We start from the raw sequence: 16126 nt of genomic DNA, 5'->3' as shown, positions 1-16126 counted from the left end.
CGGCCCGCCGCCCGGACGGCTCCCCGGGTGGCCGGGTGCCCTGCATCGTTACCCCGGACCGCTTCCGCCGACCCGCCGCGCGGCGGGTCCGGTCCCCGGGCGGGGGAACCGGCCGGACCGGACAGGTTCGGCCGTCTGGCCGCCTGGGAGGTACCGCCCGAGGACATCGGCGAGTCCGCCGTGCGGCGCGCCCTGCGGGCCCGGGGGTACCGGCGCCGTGTCGGCAGCGTACGCGCCGGCCGGCTTCGGCGGCCACCACCGGACAGCGGCCGGGACGGTCCCGCCGCCCGCGCGGGTACGGCCGTACGAGAAGGCCGGGGAGGTACCGGAGGGGGACGTCCGCGGCCCGGTGTTCCGCACGGTGACGTCCCCGTCTCCCGTCGGTTAGGGTGATCGGGTCAACCGCAGTGGACGCACAGCACCGGGAGGTGAGACCCATCAACGCCAGGTCCAACCGGGCGCTCCCGTCTCCCTCCCCCGCGGCCCCCTCGGCGTAGGCGGCCCGGAGAGCGCCCTTCGGCATCCCGAAAGGCCACCGTGTCGTCTTCCTCTTCCTCCTCCCCCGCTTCCCCGTTGTCCCCACCATCCCCACCTTCCCCGCTGTCCCCGTCCGCCGTCGTCGGCCGGCTCCGGGCCGGGGGCTGTGTCTTCGCCGAGGAGGAGGCGCGGCTGCTGATCGCCGCGGCCCGCACCCCGGACGAACTGGCAGCCATGGTGGAGCGGCGGGTCGCCGGCCTGCCGCTGGAGCACGTGCTGGGGTGGGCGGAGTTCTGCGGGCTGCGGATCGCCGTGGATCCGGGGGTGTTCGTGCCCCGGCGCCGCACCGAGTTCCTCGTCCGTACCGCCGCCGCCCTGACCCGCCGGGACTCCGGCGGGTCCTCCGGTCCGGCCCGCGCCGTCGTGGTCGACCTGTGTTGCGGCTCCGGCGCGCTGGGCGCCGCACTGGCCGCCGTGCTGAAGCGGGACGGGGTGCCCGTCGGACTGCACGCCGCCGACATCGATCCGGCCGCGGTGCGGTGCGCCCGCCGCAACGTCGCCCCCTTCGGCGGCCGGGTGTACGAGGGGGACCTGTACGCCCCGCTGCCGGCCACGCTGCGCGGCCGGGTCGGGGTGCTGATCGCCAACGCCCCCTACGTGCCCACCGGGGAGCTCGGGCTGCTGCCCCCGGAGGCCCGGGTGCACGAGCCCCGTACGGCGCTCGACGGCGGTACGGACGGGCTGGCCGTGCAGCGGCGGGTGATCGCCGCCGCCCGGCGGTGGCTGGCACCGGGCGGACGGCTGCTGGTCGAGACGGGCGGGCACCAGGCGGCCCGGACGGCGGCGGCCGTCGCCCGCGGCGGACTGGTCCCCGAGGTGGCCGGCTGCGAGGAACTGGAGGCCACCGTCGTCGTCGGCACCCGGCCGGCCGGCGCGGGATGACCGGGCACGGCCGACCGGGCACGGCGGAGGGCCGGGACACCCCTCGCAGGGTGTCCCGGCCCTCCTGTCAGGCGGTCCGGAGCGGTTCCGGCGGTGCGGTGCGGTGTGTCAGGTCACCTCACTTCACCGTGCACTTCTGCCCGTTCAGGGAGAAGGACGCCGGGTCGGCCGCCTGGCCGCCGGCCGTGCCGTTGAAGCCGAAGCTCACGGTCGTGCCCATCGGGATGCTGGTGTTCCACTGCGCGGGCTTGGCCACGACGTCACGGCCCGTCTGGGTCACCTCGGCGCTCCAGGCCTGGGTGATCTTCTGGTCGTCGGGGAAGGCCCAGGCCAGCTCCCAGCCGCTGAGCGTGGCGACACCGGTGTTCCGCACGGTCACCGTGCTGCTGAAGCCGCCGCCCCAGCGGTTCGAGGCGTACTCGACCTCGCAGGAGGCCGTCTCGTCCGGGTCCTCGCCCGGCTCCTCACCGGGGTTCCCGCCCTGGTCGCCGCCCTGGCCGAGGTCGTCCACGTAGGAGGCGATCCAGGCCAGCGGGGCGTTCCAGTTGATGGTGATCTCGTTGGTGGCCCAGGACTCGATGTGGTCGATGTAGCACATCGCCGGGGCGCAGCCCTGGAGCTTGTCCTGGGCGACCGGGTCCTGGATCTCGACGTTCGGGCCGCCCGCGACCGAGCCGGGTGCCGGGTTGGGCAGGTCGGCGTCGAGCTGGTTGGCCCAGAACCGGTGGTGCTGGTTGCGGGAGTCGCGCTCGCCGTAGCCGGTGACGTAGGACTGGTTGAGCGGGTTGCGGCCCAGCAGGTAGTCCAGGCCGCGCAGCACCGCGTCGCGGTAGGCGGTCTCGCCGGTCAGGTCGTGCGCGGTGGCCAGGACGATCATGTTGTTGAGCACCTGGCTGTTGGAGCCCCACACGTAGTGGTTGCCCTCCGGGGCGTAGGGCACGCCGTAGGCGGCACCGCGGGAGTCGGCGGCGTAACCGTCGGCGGCCTCGGTGACCATCCCGCGCACCTGCCGCAGCTGGGCGTCGGTGAGGTCGTTGGGCACGGTGGCCAGGCTCAGGGCGCCCAGACCGGCGGTCGCGCCCCAGGACATGCCGCCGCGCGGGAAGACGGCCTCGGCGTCGCCGTGCAGCTCGGAGTTCAGGACCTCCTGGCGGTAGGTGTCCTTGCCGGTGGTGACGAACAGCTCGGCCGCGGCCCAGTAGAACTCGTCGCTGACCTCGTTGTCGCTGTAGGCGCCGCCGCCGGTGCCGTCGTTGGGGTCGGCGAGCATGTCCGGGTTCGCCTTGGCGGCGGCCCAGGCGGTCTCGGCCGCCTCCAGGCAGCGGGCGGCGAAGTCCGCGTCGTACTCCTCGAACAGGCGGGCGCACTGCGCGGCGGAGGCGGCCACGTTCAAGGTGGCGGCGGTGGACGGCGGGTGCAGTTCGCGGGGCTGCGGGTCCTCGTGCGGCAGCAGCGGCAGACCCGTCCACTCCCGGTCGTGGATCTTGTGGTGCGCCATGCCGGCGAGCTCCTCGCCCTCGGGCACCATCATCTTCATCAGGAAGTCCATCTGCCAGCGGGCCTCGTCCAGGACGTCCGGGACGCCGTTGCCGCGCTCGGGCACCCGCAGCTCACCGTCGCCGAGGGCGCTGCCGTCGGCGTTCTCGGCGGTGAGGGTGCGCTCGAAGTTGGACATCACCTGCGCCACGGAGATGCCGCCGTTGACGACGTACTTGCCGTGGTCACCGGCGTCGTACCAGCCGCCGGAGACATCGAGGGTGTAGTCACACACGCCCTCCTGGCAGGGCACCTCGAGGTCGCCCTGGTTGGGCTCCACGCCCACGTGGCCGGCCGGGCGGGCGTACTCCTCGCCGACGAGATCGGCCTCGATCTCGATGCCGCTGCGGTTGTGGTAGAAGTACGCGAGCGCGTCCGAGCGCAGCGACGAGTACAGGTCGTTCCCGATGTCGAACGGCTCGCTGGTCTCGCCGTCGACGCTGACCGTGTAGCCCTCGCCGGCCTCGGTGAAGTCATCGAAGTCGAAGGTGTGGACGTTCTGGAACGAGGTCGGGTCGGTGCCCTGGGGCTCGGTGGTCCCGGACGCCTGCTCCTCGCCGTCGGCGTCCTTCAGGGTCCAGGTCAGCGGCTCGGTCTTCTCCGTCACGAAGGTGCCGCTCTTGGGGCCCTCGGTGAGGTAGCCGACCTGGTTGACCCGCACCGGTGAGCCGGTGTCGGGCTCGTACCTGGGCGGCTCGGCGCCGCCGCGCAGCGAGACGTCGTCCACGCAGAAGGTGTACGCCTCGTCGCTGCCGCCGATCTGGAAGGCCAGCTGGGCGGCCTCGTGGTCGGCCTTGGCGGTGAAGACGTGGGTGAAGGTCTGGGCCTCCGCGGTGATCTGGTCCGGCGCGGCGAGCTCCGTGGACCACGGTTCGACGGCCATCTGCACGTTGGTGCGGATGGTGACCGGCGAGGTGGCGCTCGCGGTGTAGGACAGCTCGTAGCCCTCACCGAGGGTGAGGGGGAGGTCGTTCTGTCCGACGATGGCGTCCCACGGGTTCTGGGTGCCGGCGGGGACCTCGGCGCACAGCCGCCCGTCGACGACGTCCGCGGGGCTGTTCTCCGTGGACCACCATCCGGTGGTGCCGGCGGCGAAGTCGCCGTTGGTGATCAGCTCGGGGCCGGGCGCCGACTCGGCCGCGAGGACGGGCACGGACAAGGCGCCGGCCAGCAGTCCGGCGACGGCCAGCACGACCGGCGCGCGGCGCCTGCCGCGGCGTGGCGGGCCCGACGCATGGGGCTGACGGGACGGATGGGATGTCACAGTTCGGTCCTTCCGGCGTGGGGGAACGGGCAGGGAACGGTGCGACAACATGCCGGGACAGCGCTCCGACGTGGGGGGTGGGAGCGCTCCCATGCATCGTGGGGTGCGCGGCACGGGGCGTCAAGATGCGCGACGGCACGAACAGATCCGCGCGCCGGTCGGTCCACCGTCCCACCGCTCCGGCTGTGACCGGCCGCGGGCCCGGCCGCCGTACGGCGCCGTACGGCGGCCGGGCCCGCGGCCTCCCGCGGAGGACCTCAGCCCAGCGGGGCGGCGGCGCGGGAGTGGCGGGTGCGGGTGCCGGGCACGGGAAGCCGGGTGGCGGGCGGCCGCGCGGCCAGCCGCCGCCGCACTCCGCGCACCAGCCGCTCCGCCGTGAAACCGGCCCCGTGGACGAACCGCATGGCGGGGCCGAAGGACGGCGCCGTGAGCAGCCCGGCGAAGAACAGCCCCGGCAGGGAGGACTCGAAGCAGCCGCCCACCTCCGGCGCCCGGCTCGTGCCCGCCGTCCGCAGTACATCGCGGACGGCCGGGTCCAGCAGCTCCAGCCGTCCGACGTCCGGCCGGAAGCCGGTGGCGGCCACCACATGGTCGGTCTCCAGCTCGGTGACCGTCCCCCGGCTGCTCTCCAGGGTCAGCCGCACCGTCCCGCCGGTCTCCGCCGCCGCCCGCAGCCGGTGCCCGAGCAGTACCGGGATCCTGCTCTCGACGCGGTCGCGCAGCCACCAGGCCCCGGCCGGGCCCAGGGCCGTGCCGGCGATCCGCGCCCGCAGCCCGCCGGGCAGCCGGCGCACCGCCCAGGGCAGCTCGGCCCACACCCAGCTGGACCAGCCGGTACCCAGCCCGCTGTGCGGATCGCGCAGCGAGCGCAGCGGGCCCCGCCGCAGGGGCTGCGGCGGGGTGTTCCAGTCGACGTGGTCCGCGCGGGCCACCACCCGGGGGTGGGCACCGCACTCGGCCAGCAGCGCGGCGGTCTCCAGGGCCGCCTGCCCGGCACCGAGCACCGTGACGTCCCGGCCCCGGAAGACGGACAGGTCGCGGTGGTGGCTGCTGTGCGTGGCCAGCTCGCGGGGCAGCGCGCCCAGCGTCCCGGGGACGTGGACGAACGGCATCACCCCGACCGCCAGGGCGACGGTCCGCGCCCCGTGCGCGACGCCCTCCGCCGTCTCCACCAGGAAGCCGTCCGGTCCGCGCCGCACGCAGACGACCCGCTCCTCGTCGACCCGTGGTACGGCCCGCTCGCCGAACCACAGTCCGTAGTCGGTGAAGACGTCGAGCGGCAGCGGCCTGCCGTGCTCGGCGCGCAGCCCCCGCCCGGCGCAGTAGGCGGCCAGGGTGTGCTTCCCGGCCGGGTCGGACAGGTTGGAGGACCAGGGCTCGGACTTCAGGAACATCCCCTCGGGCATGTGGTCCCGCCAGGAGGCCATCGGCCTGCCGAACGTGCGCACGGTGAGTCCGGCCGCCGCCGCGTGGGCCGCGATCGACAGTCCGTAGGGGCCCGCGCCCACCACTACCAGGTCGTACATGGTCGTTCCTGCTCTCTTGTCGTGCGGGAGGGTGTCGTTGGGGGCACCGGGGCCGCCGGCTCCGGCGGCGGCGTCAGGACGGCTCCGGCACGGCCGGGCGCTGCCGGGGCGGGCGCAGTACGCGCTGCCGGGTGCGCCGCAACGCCTTCCAGCCGCCCTGTCCGAGCCAGGCGGCGGTCATGGCCAGGAAGGGAGCCGGGTCGTCGGGGGCGAACCAGGCGGTCTCCGTGTCCCGGCGGGCGTTCCCGTCCGGGTGCGTACGGGCGCGCCGGGCGGCGGGCGGCCCCGGCTGTGAGGACAGCGAGGACAGCAGGGCGTAGTTCTCCACCACGAACGTCCGGCCCGGCACGGGGTCGATCGGGGGAACGGGCCGCCCGGTGAGATCCAGGTGCAGGGCCCGTACGACGTCCAGCCCGGACCGGTCGGCGAACAGCCGGAACTGGGCGCCGGGGCGCGGATTGAAGTCGAGCAGCTGGTAGGTGCCGGTGGCGGCGTCGAACCGGAAGTCCAGATCGAGGATGCCCCGGTAGCCCAGGTGCCGGGCCAGCCGGTGGGCGGCCCGTTCCACCTCGGGGTTCGGCAGCCACCGTCCGACGGCCGTCAGCCCCGCGTCCACCGGCCAGGCCCGTTCCTTGCGACCGGCGCCACCGACCGGGCAGTTCCCGTCACCGGTGAAGCAGCCGTGGAAGAACCAGTCGGTGCCCCGGCCGCCGGGCACCCGCCGCTGGAGCAGCAGCGGACAGCCCGCCTGCGCGGTACGCGTGTACAGGTCACGGGCCTGGCCGGCCGTGGTGACCACGGTGGTGCTGCGCAGTCCGCTGCCGCCGGGCAGCAGCCAGGGGCGGCTCCACTTGGCCACCAGGGGCAGCCCCAGTTCCGCCGCGGCGGCGGCCGCCTCACCGGCGCTGCGCGGCACCACGGTCGGCGGGTGCGGTACGCCCAACTCCCGGCACAGCCGGGCGAGTTCCGCCTTGTCGGCCACCCGTCGCGGCAGTCCGGGCGGCTGGGCGGGCAGCAGGAAGCGCCCGGCGAGCCGAGCGGCGAGCCGGGCGGCGGCGATGGCACCCAGATCGTCCATCGGGATCAGGGCGGCCGGCCGGCCGATGCGGTCGGAGATCCGGCGGAGCGTCTGCTCGAGCCTCCCGTCCGGCACCGGCACCGCACCACCGGTGCCGGTGCCGGACGGGAGGCGGTCGCCGTACCCGCCGTCCACCGGCAGCCGGTGCCCCCGGCTCAGATGGCGGGAGCGGCTGATGGGGCCGTACGGGGACTCCACGACGGCGTGCACCTCGGCACCGGCCCGGCCCAGGGACCTGATGGCCCCCAGGGTGCCGTGGTGAAAGGGGTTCTGATCCAGTCTCAGCAGCAGTACGGGTACGTCGGTGTCGAGCGGTGGCGGCATGGACACGGGAATTCCTCGGTTCTCCCTGGTGGTTTCCGGACGGTTTTCCGGCGGGACGCCGGTGGCGCCCCGGAGCTTCTCCGGCCCACTGGTCCGAGCGGGCGACGAAAACAGCGAACGGGTTATCAGAAAGCAGTCGGGCGGCCGATTCCGCAGATCCTCCGATTAGTGTCTGAATTCCGGGGGGAATTCGCGCGGGGGCGGGGAGGGCGCGAGAAGGGTTCCGGTGAAGCGGCAAGGAGACACCATGCGCCAACGACACGGCGGACCGCGCGGGGCCGGACGGCACCGCAGGCCGGCGGCACCCGCGCGGCGCCGGAGGCTGACGACCGCCTGCGTCGGGGCCGCCGTCGCCGGAGCGCTCGTCGCGGGCGGCGCCCTGGCGACCGACGTGCTGCGGGAGGACGGCCCGCGGCCCCGCCCGCCGCGGGCGTCGTCCGGCACCGCCGTGGGCGCCTTCCTCGGCTCGGACTCCGAAGGGGTCCGGCGGATCGCCGGACTGCAGAAGTGGCTCGGCGGCACGCGCCTGCGCGTGGGGCACACCTACCTGCCGGGCGACCGCTGGGTGAACATCGAGGGCCGGCCCGGCTTCCTGCGGCCCTGGGCGCAGTGGCGGCGGGCCGAGGACGACCGGCTGTTCGTGCTCAACGTGCCGATGCAGGAGCGCAACGAGGAGAACGTGCCCGACCACGAGGTGCGCCGGCTGCTCGCCAGGGGGGCCGGGGGCGACTTCGACCACCACTTCCGCACCCTGGCCGGGCGGCTGGTCTCGCTGGGCGTGCCCGACACGGTGATCGTGCTGGGCTGGGAGATGAACGGCACCACCTACACCCACCGCTGCGCGCCGGACCCGAAGGCGTGGAAGGCGTACTGGCGGCGCGTCGTCACCGCCATGCGGTCGGTGCCCGGGCAGGAGTTCCGTTTCGACTTCGCTCCCAGCCGCGGGAGGGACGCCGTCGGCTGGACGGAGTGCTACCCGGGGGACGACGTGGTGGACATCGTCGGAATGGACTCCTACGACCAGCCGCCCGGCGAGACCTTCGACGACCAGGTGAACCAGCCCTACGGTCTGCGGCACCAGGTGGAGTTCGCCGCCGCGCGCGGGAAGCCGGTCTCCTACCCCGAGTGGGGGCTGTTCCGCCGGGGCGACAATCCCGAGTACATGCGCCGCATGCTGGAGTGGATCGAGGAGCAGAAGCCGCTCTACCACACCATCAGCGACTACTGCCCGCACGGGGTGTGGCGCTGCGCGGAGCATCCGCGGTCCGCCGCGGTGTTCCGGTCGGCGCTGCGGCCGGGGCCCGGTAGGCCGCCCCGGCCCGGCCGGCCGGAGTACTGCCTGGACCTGGAGGACTGGCTGGGCGCCTGGTTCGGCGGACGGCGGCTGTGCGTGATCCTCTCGCGGGAAGGCGGCCGGTGACGTGCCGACCGGGGCGCGTACCGCTCGCCGCCCCGGCACGCCCGCCGGCCGCCCCGGCCGCGGGCCCGGGCGGGGACGGCCGCGTACGGCTTCCGGCCGCCTGACGAGGGCGCCCGTCCGGGTGGCCCGCCCGCCGGGCCGCCCGGACGCCGGGGCGCGTACCGCCCTCACCGCGCCCCGGCCAGGAGCGCGCGCCAGCGGTTCAGCCGGACCCACCAGACGCCCGGCACCGGGCCCCGGCCGCGTACCGCCCCGGCCAGCCGGACGCGGGCGGCCCGCCCGGCGGCGCGGAGCCGCAGGGCCGGGGCCATGACGGGACGGGCCAGCAGCAGCCGCCGGTTGGTGACGGCCTCGGGCCGCCAGTGGAGCTTGTACGGTTCGGTGCCGCGCAGCAGGCCGATCACCCCGCGGCCGGTCGCGGCGGCGTACTCCGCGTCGTGCCGCAGCAGCATGGCGGAGACGTCGACCCGGGCGCGCAGCCCGGGGTGGGCGCCGTGGAGGTAGCCGCCCAGGAAGTCCCCCGAGAGCAGGACGGCGTCGGCGGCCACCACCCTGCCGTCCAGCCGGTACTCGGTGACCCGGGCCGTGCCGTCGCGCACCATCGCGGTCAGGGCCCGGACCAGATGCCCCGCGAAGCGCGCTCTGAGATGCTCGGGGGTGATCCCGCGGCCCCGCCACTGCAGGACGTGCAGCCGCAGCAGCCCGGCGACCGCGGCGGGCACCTCCCCGGCGGGCACCGCCCGGTGTTCGACGCCCGCGCGGTCGAGCCGGCGGACCTTGCGGCGCAGCCTGCGGGCACTGGTGCGGGGCAGCCGGGCGAGCAGCCCGTCCGGGGGGAGGCCGGGGAGCTCCAGGCACACCGAGTCCGCCAGTTCGCGCCGGGGGCCGGACCAGTGCCGGTACAGCCGCTCGGCACAGCCCCCGGGACGCACCTCCCGCAGATCCACCACGGCGGTACGGGCCGCCCGGCGCAGCCCCGCGGCGAGCGCGGCGGCCGCGGCGTCGGCGCAGGAGTCGTCCAGCAGCACGTCGCAGTGGTCGGAGATGCCCGTGCCCAGCGGAACCAGGACGGGGAACGGCCGGAAGGCCAGCATCAGCGGCGCGGCGCCGACCAGTTGTCCGGCCCGGTGCACCAGCACCAGGCGCAGCCGCCCGGGCAGGCCGTAGGACAGCCACCACGAGTGCAGCCAGGGGTGTGTCTGGAAGGGGGTCGCGGCGCGGCAGCGCCGGTACAGGTCCGCCCACCGCGGACCCAGGGCCGCGAAGCGCGCCGGGTCGCGGCACAGGGTCGCGGACAGGGCGGCGGACGGTTCCGGACCGTGCGCGGGCGGGGCGTTCGCGGGCAGGGCCGCCGCGGGGGGTGCCGAGCCGGTCACCGGACGGTCCGGCGGGTGCGCTGCCCGCTTCCGCCCCGCGCTTTCGCCGCGGACGCGGCGGCGGGTGCGGCGGGTGCGGCGGCGGATGCGGCTGTGGTGGAGGCGGTGGCGGGTACGGGGTCACCCGCCGTGCCCCGGTCCGCCCCGTTCCGGTCCGCCGCGGTGCCGGTGCGCGTATCGGTGCGCGCCGCGGCGGGCACCGGCGGTACGGTCCCGCGGTGGTCGGGGCCGGGGGCCGGGGCCGGTACGCCGGGGAGCGCCGCCGGCCGGCGGGGGCGCGGCGCGGCGAGGAGGGCGAGGGCTCCGACGAGCCCTCCGGCGCAGCCGCCCACGGCGGCGGCGAGCGACGGGGAGGGCGAGGTGGGCTCGTCGGGGGCGAACGCCGAGGAGAACGACGACAACCGCACCCCGGTGCCGTCGGCGGCCCGGTTGCCGGTTCGGGTCAGTGCGTCGGCCACCGCGTTGGCGACGGCCGCGGCGCGGTCGGGGTGGGAGGCGGTCCCGGTGATCTCCACCATGGGGGCGTCCGGTGAGGTCACCGCCCGTACGGCGCTCCGCAGTTCGTGCGGCGGCGTCCCCGCCTTCTCCCCCGCCGCCGCCAGGACGGTGCCCTCGGTGGCGACCCGGCCGTACGCCTGGGCGAAGCCGAGGGCCGCCGTCGCGTCGGACCGCTCACCGGGGACGACGACCACGTAGCTGGTCGCGGTGTACCGGGGGGTGGCGAGCGTCCCGTAGGCCGCCCCGCCGAGCAGCCCCAGCAGGGCGCCCAGCGCCAGTGGCCACCAGGCGGGGCGTGGGAGCCGTGACGGGCCGGCGTACCGGGCGGGCTCCGTGGGCCGGTCCGCGGGCTCCGTGGGCTGGGCAGTGGGCCGTCCGGTCAATGCGGTGCTCACCTCTTCGTCCTCGTCGTCGTCTTCGGCGGTGTCTTCGGTGTCTTCGGTGTCTTCGGCGGGGTTCTCGCCGGGTTCGCCGGTGCGGGCAGGACGGGCAGGCGCAGGGTGAGCGTGCGCTCGGCGCTGCGCCCGTGGAGGTCCTCGTACAGGTCCATGAGCAGATCGGCACCGCGCGCGGCGTCGTAGCGGCGCACGGCCTCGCAGACCGGCGCGCGGCGCCGCCCGGCCGGTACCGACGACGGCTCCCGCAGCGCCGCCGCCAGGCTCTCCGCCCCCGGCCGCACACGGTGCGCCCCGGGCGCCTGGCCGGCGGGCAGTTCGTCGATCGCCGGGCAGGTCACATGGAGTACGGGCAGCCCGGCCGCCAGCGCCTCCAGCACGGCCAGCCCGAAGGACTCCTCGGCGGACGGCGAGACGAAGACGTCCATGGCGCTGAGCAGCCCGGGGATGTCCGGCCCGGCGCCCGGTCCGGCGCCGTCCCCGCCCCCCACCGCTCCCCCGCACTCCCCCAGCAGCCGGACGCGCTCGGCGATGCCGAGCCGGTGGGCCAGCCGCCACAGCCGGGACCGCTCCGGGCCGTCGCCGGCCAGGACCAGATGGGCCCCGGGCAGCCGCGCGACGGCCCGGAGCGCCACGTCGAAGCGCTTGCCGGGCACCAGTCGGCCGACACCGCCGACCACCAGGGCGTGGGCGGGCAGTTCCAGCCGGGTGCGCACGGCCGCCCGCGCGATGGGGTCGAAGCGGAAGCGCGCGGCGTCGATGCCGTTGGGGACGACCCGGATCCGGGAGCCGGGCACACCCCAGCACCGCAGCCGGGCGGCGACGGTGGCGGAGACCGCGACGGTGGTGCTGCCCAGCCGCTCGGTGGCCAGGTACAGGGCGCGTACCCCAGGGGTGAGCGGGCGGCCCTCGATCAGCCGCTCGCCCAGCGAGTGCTCGGTGGCGACCACGGTCCGCACCCCGGCCAGCCGGGCGGCGAGACGGCCGTAGACACAGGCCCGGTACAGATGGGTGTGGACGATGTCGTAGCGCCCGGCGCGGATCAGCTCCACCAGCCGGGGCAGGGCGGCCAGATCGCGGTTGCCGCGCATGCCCAGACAGGTGACCGCGGTGCCGTCGGCCTCGATGCCGGCGGCGACCGCGCCGGGGTTGGTGAGGGTGACGACGTCGCAGCAGATCGGCAGCCGGCGCAGCAGCAGCCGCAGTTGCTGTTCGGCGCCGCCCGCGCCCAGCCCGGTGATGACGTGCAGCACCCTCATCGGCCGGCCCCGGTGAGCCCGGTGCGGAAGCCGCCGGCGGCCGACGGGGCGGCGGGGCCGGGCACGGGGCGGCGGCGCAGCGGGTGCAGCAGCCGTTTGGCGTACAGCCGCCAGGCGGTGTCCGCCTCGCCGACGTGCACCCGGGGCAGGGCGTACGTCCCGGTCAGCGGGCCGGGGTCGATGGCGCAGGCGTATTCGTAACCCGCCGCGCGCACGGCCCGCGCCACCCGGCGGTCGACGGTGCCGTAGGGGTAGCAGAAACCCGGTACGGGGCGTCCGGTGAGCTCCTCCAGCAGCCGTCGGCTGCCCTCGGTCTCGCGCCGCAGGGCCTCGTCGCCGATCCCGGTCAGCTCGATGTGGAGCATCCCGTGGGAGCCGATCTCCATTCCGGCGCCGACCGCGGCCCGGACGCCGGCCTCGGTCAGCAGCGGCTTGCGGGGACCGAGCGGGTCCCACTCGTTGCCGCCGCCGAGCCGGCCGGGCAGGACGAACACGGTCGCGGTGCAGTCGTGGCGGCGCAGCAGCGGCACGGCCTCCCCGATGAAGTCGGCGTAGCCGTCGTCGAAGGTCAGGCCGACCAGCCGGGCGCCCCGTCCGGCGGCGCGCTCGCGCAGCAGCTCGCCCACCCCCACGCCGCGCAGGCCGCGCCGCCGCAGCCAGCGCAGCTGGCGGTCCAGCCGGTCCGGCGAGACGGTGACACCGTAGGGGTCCTCGGTGTGCTCGGCCACCGAGTGGTACATCAGCAGCCAGGGGCGTGCCGGGCGGGGCCGGCCCGGAGTGGCGGACCGCACGGCGTACGGGGTGGCGAACGGGGCGGGTACGGACGTCGGGTCAGCGGACATGTCGGAACCTTCGTGTGACGGCGGTGAGCAGCTGGGGTACTTCGGGGGCGCGGACGGCGAGCGCCACGGCGGTGAAGACGGCCGGGACGAGCAGACAGCCGGCCAGGGCGGTGGGGAGCGGGGCGGGGACGAGCGGGGCCGCGGTCCAGCCGGCCGCGCAGGCGGCCGCGGCGGCCAGGACCAGCCGGCCCAGGCCGGACGCCACCCGGCCCACCCGGACGGGGAGCACCCGGGCGCCCAGGCCGTACAGGAGCAGCAGCGCGGTGACGGTGATCCCGGCGGCGTTGGCCGCGGCGATGCCGTGGACACCCCAGCGGGGAGCGGCCAGCGCCCCGGCCACGACCGTCAGCAGCAGGCCGGCGGCCATCGCCCCGGCCGGGTACCAGACGGGCCGGGCGGCGGCGAAGAACGGCCGCACCAGGGCACCGGCCAGACAGTGGCCGAGCAGGCCGAGGGCGTACACCCGCATGACCGAGGCCGTGGCGGCGGTGTCCGCCGCGCCGAACGCCCCGCGCTGGAAGAGGAGTCCGATGATCTGGGGGGCATAGGCGACCACGTACGCGGCGCCGAGCAGCACCACCAGGGCGGCCAGCACCAGGTCCCGCTCCACCCGGGCCCTGGCCCGTTCCGTCCGGCCGTCGGCCATGGCCCGGGCGACCAGCGGGAAGGTGACGGTGCACAGCAGCAGGGAGAAGGTCATGGGCAGTTGGGCGACCTTCTGGGCGTAGTTCAGGTGCGAGATGGCGCCGGGCGGCAGCGAGGAGGCCAGGAAGCGCTCGACGAGCACCTGGGACTGGCGGGAGAGGGCGAAGACGGCCACCGGCGCGAGCACCGCGCCGCCCACCAGCGCCGCCGCGCGCGGGCCGGTGCCGCGCCGCCGCCCGCCGCGGCGCGGGCGCGGGCGCACGGGCAGCCGTACGACCGGGCGCACGGGCAGCCGCCGCCAGAACGCCGGGAGCTGGACGAGGACCATCGCGGCACTGCCCGCGGCCACCCCGAGCGCGGCGGCGCGCACTCCCCACCGGGCGTGCAGGACGAGGACGGCGGTAATGATCGTCAGGTTGTAGGCCAGATAGACGGCTGCCGGGGGAACGAAGCTGCGGTGGGCGCGCAGCGCCGCGCTGAAGTACCCGGCCGTGCCGAAGCCCAGCACGGTCAGGGCGGTCAGCCGGGTGCACTCCACCGCCAGGGCGGGATCGGCCAGTCCGGGCGCGAGGCCGCGCACCAGCAGGGGGGCCAGGAGCGCGGCCGTCCCGGCGGCGCACGCCAGTGCCAGCAGCAGCCGGGGCAGCGTCGCCGCCAGCAGGTTCCGTACGGGATCGGGGGCGGGGCCGCAAACAGGGCCGGGGCCGGGAACGGGTGCCGGTCCGCCGCCGTGTGCCGCGGCCCGGCGGGAGAGCGCGAGGCTGAACGCGGGGATCAGCACCAGCGCCATGGCGTCCTCGATGAGGAGGGTCGCGGCGAACTCCGGAACCGTCCAGGACACCAGGAACGCGTCCGTGTCGCTGCCCGCCCCGAACAGGTGGGCGACGGTCTGGTCCCGCACCAGGCCGAGGAAGGAGCCCGCCGCCGTCAGGACGGCGGTGGCGCCGGCGGCCCGGGCGACGAACCGCCCGCCCGGTGTCCGGTCCGGCGCCGCGTGCGGGCCGGGGGGCGGCGGTGGCGCGGTGGGTGCGGTGGTCACCTGGCGTCCGCCCCCGTCCCGGCGGGTTCCCCGCCGCCCCGGACCGCCCGGGTCGCCCGGCCGGGCGCCAGGGCCCACCAGGCGGCCAGTCCGAAGGCCACGGCGGTCAGCACGGTGGAGGGACCGCCGATGTCGGCGTACAGGAAGTCGGTGAGGTGCAGGACCAGCAGGCCGACCGCGGCCAGCCCGCAGTCGGTGCCCCGGTCGCCGCCCGGTCCGCCGCCCGGTCCGGGGCCCACCGCACGGGCCCGGCGCAGCCGCCGCACCCCGAGCACCAGCAGCGCCGCCCAGCCGCCGAGGACGGCGGTGGCGCCGGCCAGCCCCTGCTCGGCCAGGACGAGCAGGTACATGTTGTGCGGGGAGAGCAGCGGCTGGCGGTGGAAGTCCTGCCCGGCCCCGGCGGTGTCGCTCGCCGAGGACAGCGCGAGGGAGGCATGGGTGTCGCGGTGTCCGGCGAAACCCCGGGGCCCCACCCCGGTCACCGGGTCCGCGCGCCACATCGCCACGGAAGCGGCCCACAGGGTGTAGCGGTCGGTCACCGAACTGTCGGGGGCGTCGGCCACCTCGGTGATGCTGCCCGCCCGCCGGGCGAGCTGCCCGCCGCCCGTCCCCGTGCCGTCGGCCAGGAGCGCTCCGGCGGCCGGCGACACCGCCAGCAGTACCACCAGCAGCAGTGCGGCCAGGGTGCGCAGTGCCGTCCGCGTCCCCGCCAGGAACAGCACCGCCGTACCGGCCACCGCGGTGGACAGCCACGCCCCCCGGCTGAAGGAGAGCGCCAGCGGCACCAGCAGGACGGCCGAGGACGCGAGCGCCGCGGTCCGCAGCCGGCGGGACGTGCCGGGCGGCGGGGCCAGACCGAGGGCCAGGGCCGCGACGACACCGCAGGAGACGGCCGAGGACATCCCCATGACGTCCAGCGGCCCGAAGGTGCCGACGGCCCGGATGTTCTCCCCCTGGTAGGAGGCGCCGGTCCCGGTGAGGTACTGGTGGACGCCGACCGCGCCCTGCACCAGGGCGACCGCCACCAGGGCGGCGAGGACCAGCCGGGCGCACCGGCGCGACCGCAGCACCAGCACCAGGGCGGCCGGCACCAGCACGAAGACCTGGAGCAGCCGTACGAGGCCGGGCAGCGCGGCCACCGGATCGCGGGCGGTGACGGCCGACAGCGCGAACGCCGCGGCGGGGACCGCCAGCACGACGACGGCCGTACGGTCCAGGGGCCGGCTCCGGGTGCGCAGCGCCGACAGCGCGCAGCACAGCACCAGCAGCCCCGAGGCGGCGTCCGCGGCGGTGGCCCCCGTACCCGCGGTACCGGGGGCGGGGGCGGGCCCGGTACCGGCGGGTACGCACACCAGCGCGACGGTGGCGAGGACGGGCAGCACCGGCCAGTGGGCGGCGGCGGCCGCCCGGAGCCGGCCCGGTGCTCCGGCCGGGGTGCTGCCCCATCGGTCCGGCCGCCCTTCCCGCCGCTCGTCCCGCAGCCCGTCCCGAGTCCGGCCGTACAC

Annotated in this window: 11 protein-coding genes; 2 read left to right on the top strand and 9 right to left on the bottom strand. The window is 76.4% G+C overall.

Annotation, left to right across the window (positions count from 1 at the left end):
• Positions 1–573: 573 nt before the first annotated feature.
• A complete protein-coding gene (locus CUT44_RS03715; protein ID WP_233221201.1) occupies positions 574–1419 on the top strand; it encodes a putative protein N(5)-glutamine methyltransferase in 846 nt (281 codons plus the stop codon).
• Between the two features lie 118 nt (positions 1420–1537).
• On the opposite strand, the gene CUT44_RS03710 is transcribed toward CUT44_RS03715, so the two are convergent.
• From CUT44_RS03710 to CUT44_RS03700, 3 genes are all read right to left on the bottom strand, one after another.
• The gene (locus tag CUT44_RS03710) at positions 1538–4147 is read right to left on the bottom strand and encodes a glycoside hydrolase family 9 protein (RefSeq protein WP_233221219.1); all 2610 of its coding nucleotides are present in this window, start codon (positions 4145–4147) and stop codon (positions 1538–1540) included.
• Between the two features lie 329 nt (positions 4148–4476).
• Positions 4477–5745 (bottom strand): NAD(P)-binding domain-containing protein, encoded by a 1269-nt coding sequence (locus CUT44_RS03705; RefSeq protein WP_100200659.1) that lies wholly within the window; start codon positions 5743–5745, stop codon positions 4477–4479.
• Between the two features lie 73 nt (positions 5746–5818).
• A complete protein-coding gene (locus CUT44_RS03700) occupies positions 5819–7147 on the bottom strand; it encodes a carboxylate--amine ligase (protein WP_100200828.1) in 1329 nt (442 codons plus the stop codon).
• Positions 7148–7394: 247 nt separating this feature from the next.
• Here CUT44_RS03700 and CUT44_RS03695 point away from each other — a divergent pair, with 247 nt between their 5' ends.
• Positions 7395–8567, top strand: coding sequence for a glycoside hydrolase family 26 protein (locus tag CUT44_RS03695; RefSeq protein ID WP_100200658.1), 1173 nt, complete (start codon positions 7395–7397; stop codon positions 8565–8567).
• 167 nt (positions 8568–8734) lie between these two features.
• Here the strand turns inward: CUT44_RS03695 and CUT44_RS03690 are convergent, their stop codons facing one another.
• From CUT44_RS03690 to CUT44_RS33760, 6 genes are read right to left on the bottom strand one after another with little or no spacing between them, the layout of a single operon-like run.
• On the bottom strand, positions 8735–9913 hold the full coding sequence (locus CUT44_RS03690; protein WP_199185602.1) for a GNAT family N-acetyltransferase: 1179 nt from the start codon (positions 9911–9913) through the stop codon (positions 8735–8737).
• Positions 9914–9939: 26 nt separating this feature from the next.
• A complete protein-coding gene (locus CUT44_RS33410) occupies positions 9940–10836 on the bottom strand; it encodes a YveK family protein (protein WP_199185592.1) in 897 nt (298 codons plus the stop codon).
• Positions 10833–12095, bottom strand: coding sequence for a glycosyltransferase (locus tag CUT44_RS03680; RefSeq protein ID WP_100200657.1), 1263 nt, complete (start codon positions 12093–12095; stop codon positions 10833–10835). Before CUT44_RS03680 ends, CUT44_RS33410 begins: the two co-directional genes overlap by 4 nt.
• Positions 12092–12937 carry a polysaccharide deacetylase family protein gene (locus CUT44_RS03675; RefSeq protein ID WP_199185591.1) on the bottom strand — a complete coding sequence of 282 codons (846 nt, stop codon included), beginning with the start codon at positions 12935–12937 and terminating at the stop codon, positions 12092–12094. The genes CUT44_RS03680 and CUT44_RS03675 overlap by 4 nt, the downstream gene beginning before the upstream one ends.
• The gene (gene murJ, locus CUT44_RS33765; protein WP_332888246.1) at positions 12927–14621 is read right to left on the bottom strand and encodes a murein biosynthesis integral membrane protein MurJ; all 1695 of its coding nucleotides are present in this window, start codon (positions 14619–14621) and stop codon (positions 12927–12929) included. Before murJ ends, CUT44_RS03675 begins: the two co-directional genes overlap by 11 nt.
• A complete protein-coding gene (locus tag CUT44_RS33760) occupies positions 14618–16126 on the bottom strand; it encodes an O-antigen ligase family protein (RefSeq protein WP_233221200.1) in 1509 nt (502 codons plus the stop codon). The genes murJ and CUT44_RS33760 overlap by 4 nt, the downstream gene beginning before the upstream one ends.

Source organism: Streptomyces carminius, assembly GCF_002794255.1.
Classification (GTDB): domain Bacteria; phylum Actinomycetota; class Actinomycetes; order Streptomycetales; family Streptomycetaceae; genus Streptomyces; species Streptomyces carminius.
Note: the sequence above shows the minus strand (reverse complement) of the source record. Positions and strands in the feature narration are given on the sequence as shown.